Source organism: Mesorhizobium sp. M0317, assembly GCF_040321555.1.
Taxonomy (GTDB): domain Bacteria; phylum Pseudomonadota; class Alphaproteobacteria; order Rhizobiales; family Rhizobiaceae; genus Mesorhizobium.
Genome location: NZ_JAMYRV010000085.1, coordinates 1 through 5,739, shown reverse-complemented (window position 1 = coordinate 5,739; position 5,739 = coordinate 1). Strand labels below are relative to the sequence as shown.

Below are 5,739 nucleotides of genomic sequence, written 5' to 3'. Positions count from 1 at the left end.
TACGCGGTGCCGAGCGTCGCGCGCGGGAGGAATTTTAGCCAAGCCTGGGATCGCTTGATATTGAATGAAGCCTGTAGTTCGCAAGCTGAATTTCTGAATTCGGAGCGGCTTTACTTGGAACGGGAGGATTTAAAATAGCAACCTATCACTTCAATTCGGACAACGGCGCGCCGGTCTGCGAACAGGTGATGAACGCGCTGTTGAACTGCAACCGAGGCGTCGAGGTAGCCTACGGCGCAGATCAATTCACCGCAACCTTGGCACAGGCCTATTCGAACTTTTTTGAGCGCGAAACTTATATTTTTCCGGTGCCTACGGGCACTGCGGGCAATGGTCTCGCGCTCGGCGCCATTACGCCGCCGTATGGCACGATCTTCTGTCATGAGGGCGCCCATATTGTGACGACCGAAGCTGGCGCGCCCGAGTTTTATAGCGGTGGCGGCCGCATGACTTTGCTGTCAGGTGAGCACCATAAGATATCGCCTGCCACGTTAGAGGACGGCCTACAACGTCACGGTATCGGCAACGTACATCATATGGCGGTCAGTGCACTCAGCCTCACCCAAGCCACAGAAGCAGGAGTCGTCTATGAACTGGACGAATTACGAGCACTAAGTGCAATAGCGCATAAGGCGGGCATGAAAGTCCATCTTGATGGGGCCCGCTTGGCTAACGCCGTGGTTCATTTGGGCGCAACGCCGGCCGAAATGACCTGGAAGGCTGGAGTGGACATTCTCACCTTCGGCACTATCAAGAACGGAACCATGAATGCGGAAGCGGTGATCACCTTCGATCCTGAAATCGCAAAGATACTGGGCTTCATGCACAAACGCTCCGGGCACCTGTGCTCAAAGATGCGCTACATGTCAGTGCAGCTCTTGAGCTACCTGGAGGATGAACTCTGGCGCCGAAATGCTCTGCAGGCAAACCGGAACGCCGCACGAATAGCAGATGCTTTAAGACCGTGTGCGGGTGTTGAACTGGTTCATCCAGTGCATATTAATGAGGTGTTCGCCATTCTGTCACCGAGTCTTCTGGAAGCGCTCCGGGATAAGGATATCCGTCCACGGCCGTGGAACTTTCAGCGCAAAGGTCAAGGCTTCCGTATGGTGATGTCCTACTGCGACAGCACCGAGCAAATTCAGCGATTTGAACAGGTCTGCCGCGAGGCGCAGACCTTCAGAGAGTTAGGCCCCACCCTGGGTCCACCACTTGATTGAATGGTAATTCCAAGTTACGCAGCAGCGCAATTCTTCTCGAAATCTGTGTGGTCCGACCCGATCCGCAATCATGAGGCATTGGAGTATGTATTGCCGTACGTATGGGTCTTCTCACCCTAATAGTCCTAGCAATCCTCCAAAAACGGGGCCTCCTCAAAAGGAACAAGGCCGTGGTACGCCTCGCCGGGTTTCGCACGCAGCCGAACGGATGGGATGAAATGCGGAAGGTATTCGATGACACATCGACGAGGCGTTCACCGAGAAAACGAATGCAGCACTTAGGTTCGAGCCTCGGATTAAGAGGTACCTGCGATCGATGGAGGGACTTCGGAGACCGGTGGAATAAAAAGTTCGCGGGAAAAGTGGCTGCCGCCGAAGCTTGTTCGACGACAACCAAGTTGCTCTGGGAGGAGCCTGGGGAAACTCTAAAGTCCTATATGGCAAGCCTCAGTACAAGCACCTCAAGGCCCCCATGTGCCTGGCGCAGGTTAACGATTCATGATTTAGCCTGAAGATACCCGGCAGCTTGAATGTCCCGTCGGATCGTTTGATATATAGCTCCGGCAAATGTGCCCTGCGAGTGTTCCTGTTCGATCATCGCTTTCGTCACTCGAATCCTCACATGAGGTCGGTTTGGCAAAGCGTCAGATAAGTAAGGCTCAACTGCACCAAGCCGCATTTAATCATAGTCTGTAAGTCTCCGCTCAGGATTAGAAATGGGCAGTGCCAGATACGGTAACGCGTGATCCACAACCTAGGACTCTAACGTTCGGGAGGAAAAACATGCACCAAAAAATGCCAGTTGCTGAAATAAAGGGCGCGCGAGGCGGCGTGATTTGAAACGCGACCAGCGCTGGGCGGCGCCAGATTGTTGAAGTGCCGGAACAGGCCTTCCCGTCCAATTCTCTTGTGCCAGGCAGCATTGCCGCTGGCGCGGGTATGCCCGCTGTCTGGTGGCTCATGAGCGCATCCCGCCCTGCCCCTACCGTCTTGATCTGTTCGAGCAGCAACTCAAGTCGGTCAAGCTCACAGCAGGTCTGAGCTTCGATATTGGACAGCGCCCGGCCATCGCCCGTCCGGAACGCCTCCAGGCGCGCGCGCCGATCACGACGTAATGGTTCATACCCCGGATGTCCTGGCTGAAGAGCAATCCTTGACGCGATTGCGTGGAGAACTCGTTCGGCGACCAGCGCTTTTCGTTCCCGGCCATTCCGGCGGCGGTCCTCTTCCTCGGGCGTCAGCATCCTGACCATCGAGCAGATGCGTGATTTTCCGCGCTTGTAGGTCACGAGCGTGCGGATCAGCGCCTCTCCATTGATGCGATCGGTCTTGGCGCGCCGCCGACGGCGCGACATTGCGATCGACGCAGCGTCGACAATAGTCTTCGCGGTCCAGCACCCGGGCGATCCGGAACCCTACAGAGCGAATCGGCGCGGCGGTCGGGAGCGATCCGCAAGCCGGACTCGTCCGGCGTAGCGGCCATCCGTTCGATCCTGGGGAGACCTCGGCTTCGGTGGCGGACTTCGACTGCACAGGCGACAAGAACCTTGTGATGGAAGCCCCGGCCTTCGCCGCGGGTCCGGCCGCGACGTAGGTTTCATCAAGTTCAAAATGCTGATCCACGCAGGCCGCCGATGCGGTTCTGATCGGGGCGCTACGAGACTACGAGACGGCCTTCGGCATTCTCCACCGACTGCGCGCTGGCGTGGTGCGGCGACAGCTCAGCCAGGGCGTCGATCCCGGAGACGGTTGAGTTTGCGACCAGCCCAAGACTGCGCGCGCCATGGTGGCGGCGGCGCTCGATGCCGGCGTCCCGTGCGCTTACGTTCTGGGCGACGCTGTCTACGGGGCGGACAGTATCCTTCGCCGGATGCTGGAAGCTCGCGAGCAGCCCTATGTCTTGGCGGTTCGAGGCGCTCACTTCATGCGCCGTGGAGGGGATCGTCTGTTTGAGGAAACCTCGCCCGAGGAACTGGCCAGCGAGCTCGCGCCCAAGGACTGGGTCTGTCATGCGGCAGGTGAAGGCGCCAAAGGGCCTCGGCTCTACGACTGGGCACGCATCCGCCGCGCCTGGACGTCAAAAGGCGGCTTCGAGCGTTGGCTTCTCGTCCGCCGCAAGCGATCGAGATCCGGAGAAAAAGCCTACTACCTGGTCTTCGCCCCGCCCGGTTCCTCCTTGGCCGAATTGGCGGCAGTGGCCGGCCTGCGCTGGGCGGTCGACGAGTGCTTTGAGCGCGCCAAGGATGATCTCGGACTTGATCTTTGCGAGGCTCGGTATCCTGGCACGGATGGCATCGCCACATGAGCCTGTGCATGGCCGCCCTGGCGTTCCTCTCGAAGCTATTGGCTGATCTTCGCCGCAGCGCATGGAGCAAACCGAACGAAACGAGTCCAAAGGAGTCAATCGCCGCCTGATTCGGATGACTGCACTCGTCCCGAGCGTCCCCGAGATCCGCTATCTCCTCGCCCGGATCCTCATCTTCCTACCGACACAAAAGCCCTTCATAATCGCCTGGTCGCTATGACGACGACTACACGAGGCCGCGGCCTCCATCTGTCGCTACAAACGGCATGGAGATCCGCAACTGTAGTACTAGGGCACGTTGAGATTCGAGCCGTGCCGACATTAAATTTCGCCGGCGCCGACTTCGACAATTGGCTGACGGCTCAGGCCGCCAGCAACGACTTCGGCTTGACGGCCTGCGAACCGAGCGCTTCCGGCGCCGGCTTCGCCCGCTTGACGATCAGCATTTCGGCCAGGCGGACGTCGCGGGCGACCGCGTTGCCGGGACCGCTGGCAGCCACCAGCCGGCCGTCTTCGGGAGGTGGAAGAGGATGAAGGCGCTGTCGCCAAGATCGCGGCGCACAACGCTGCGGCCTTCGTCGGAAAGCCCAGCGATCTGCAGGGATAGACCATATTCATCCGACCAGAACCACGGCACCACATGCGGCTCGCCAGCACCCAGCATGTTCCTCGCCGCCAGCGTGCCCTGCTCCTGTGCGTTGCGCCAGGCGAGCGGAAACGAGCAGCAATCGCCGGCGGCAAAGATGTCGGGATCGCTGCTGCGCAGTTGCGCATCGACAGCGATGCCGTTGTCGATCGTCAGGCCGGCTTCGGCTGCCAGCCCGGTCACCGGCACGGCACCAATGCCGATGACCGCGAGATCGGCTGCGATCTGCTGTCCGCCGGCAAGCGCGATGCGCACCTCTTTGCCGTCGTCGGCGATGGACGCGATGCCATCGCCGCACAAGATGCTCACGCCCTCGGCAACATGCGTAGCATGGATGATTTCGGCGATCTCGGCCGGTACGCCATGTATCAGGATGTTAGCTGCGCCTCGATGACGGTGACCGAAGCGCCGAGCTTGCGGCCGCTGCGGCGAGTTCGAGGCCGATGAAGCCGCCGCCGACAATGGCGATGCGGTTGCCGGAGCTGAGATGCGCGCGAATGGCCAACGCGTCGTTGAAGGTTCTGAGATAGACGCAGCGTCCGCCAAGGCCAGGCATCGGCAGCTTGTGTGGGATGGAACCGGTTCTCAGCAAGAGCTTGTCGTAGGGCAGGACCGAGCCGTCCGACAGCCGCACGCTATGCGCGGCGCGATCGCTCGCCACGGCCTGGACCGAAAGGATATGTCGGATCGATCGCTCGGCAAAAGTCTCGTCAGTGGCGATCGCCTTGATCTCAGGGGCTTCGCTCACCATCGCGTCTTTCGACAGCGGCGGCCGCTCGTAGGGCAAATGCGGCTCGTCACCGACCAGCGTTAACGCTCCGCCATAGCCGAGGTCGCGCAGCGCAAGAGCCGCCCTTCCGCCGCATTCGCCGGCGCCGATGATGATCATCCTTCTCGTCATCACCATCACCCGATCTGGATCAGGACTTTGCCGGCGTCAACCTTGACCGGATAATGTCCTGAGATTGACGCAGACCGGCGCGCCCCCGGCGTCACCCGCCTTGTAGTTGAAGCGGCCATTGTGCTTCGGGCACTCGATGATGTCGTCCATCGCCAGCCCCTATGTGGTAACGGCGAAAGCCGTCAGACGCCCGAACAAGGCAACCACTATGCCGCCGAGCGCCCGGCCCCCGGTCAGTGTTGAAGCCGACGGAGAGCAGGGTGACGGCAGCGGGACATCGCGCCGGTCCACGATATCGCCAACCGACGCCTGCCAGGCAGGATCGTTGAGAGCGCCGCCGATCGAGAAGCTGGAGCCGAGGATCATCCAAGGGTCGACAACGCCCAGCGACACGAAAGCAGTCAGCATCGCAGAGACTATCGCAATCTATTGGAGATGCCGGCCATGACAGTCCCGAAGCCGGCCGTGAGCGTGCCATAGGCGAGCGGTCCTCCCCCAGCCGATCTCTACGCGTAGGTTGTAGGAATCTCTCGCTCGCGACGCTCGACGAAGTCTCGCAGCGCCTCGCGTATCGAGGCCTCAAGCGCCGGTGGCTCCTCCTCGTATTTGCTCAGCATCTTGCGGCACCATTCGCGCCCGCGCGTTCCGGCATCCTTGCTGCCCGTCG

At 60.4% G+C, this 5,739-nt stretch carries 4 protein-coding genes and 4 pseudogenes; 2 read left to right on the top strand and 6 right to left on the bottom strand.

From position 1 onward, the window contains the following. Positions 1–89 precede the first annotated feature (89 nt). On the top strand, positions 90–1,220 hold the full coding sequence (locus NKI88_RS31455) for a threonine aldolase family protein (RefSeq protein ID WP_352659270.1): 1,131 nt from the start codon (positions 90–92) through the stop codon (positions 1,218–1,220). Positions 1,221–1,930: 710 nt separating this feature from the next. Here NKI88_RS31455 and NKI88_RS31900 read toward each other — a convergent pair. Both NKI88_RS31900 and NKI88_RS31445 read right to left on the bottom strand, forming a co-directional pair. After that, complete coding sequence (locus NKI88_RS31900) at positions 1,931–2,575, bottom strand: hypothetical protein (RefSeq protein ID WP_502909513.1); 645 nt, start codon at positions 2,573–2,575, stop codon at positions 1,931–1,933. A gap of 65 nt (positions 2,576–2,640) precedes the next feature. Continuing rightward, positions 2,641–2,874, bottom strand: a pseudogene (locus NKI88_RS31445) (IS1595 family transposase); the annotation flags it as partial. Between the two features lie 70 nt (positions 2,875–2,944). Between NKI88_RS31445 and NKI88_RS31440 the strand changes: the two are divergent. Next, positions 2,945–3,635, top strand: a pseudogene (locus NKI88_RS31440) (IS701 family transposase); the annotation flags it as partial. A 252-nt stretch (positions 3,636–3,887) separates the two neighbouring features. Here the strand turns inward: NKI88_RS31440 and NKI88_RS31435 are convergent. The 4 genes and pseudogenes from NKI88_RS31435 to NKI88_RS31420 form a co-directional block, all read right to left on the bottom strand. After that, a pseudogene (locus NKI88_RS31435) lies at positions 3,888–5,078 on the bottom strand (NAD(P)/FAD-dependent oxidoreductase). Then, positions 5,078–5,231 (bottom strand): annotated as a pseudogene (locus NKI88_RS31430) (Rieske 2Fe-2S domain-containing protein); the annotation flags it as partial. The pseudogenes NKI88_RS31430 and NKI88_RS31435, both read right to left, overlap by 1 nt. Continuing rightward, positions 5,232–5,492: an MFS transporter gene (locus NKI88_RS31425; protein WP_352659268.1), complete on the bottom strand. Its 261-nt coding sequence runs from the start codon at positions 5,490–5,492 to the stop codon at positions 5,232–5,234. It abuts the pseudogene before it with no gap. A gap of 86 nt (positions 5,493–5,578) precedes the next feature. Next, a partial coding sequence (locus NKI88_RS31420) for a trimethylamine methyltransferase family protein (protein ID WP_352659266.1) occupies positions 5,579–5,739 on the bottom strand: 161 nt, incomplete at its 5' end.

Excerpts from the sequence above, each read along its gene's own strand:
- NKI88_RS31900 (WP_502909513.1), bottom strand. The coding sequence starts at position 2,575 with ATGTCGCGCCGTCGGCGGCGCGCCAAGACCGATCGCATCAATGGAGAG.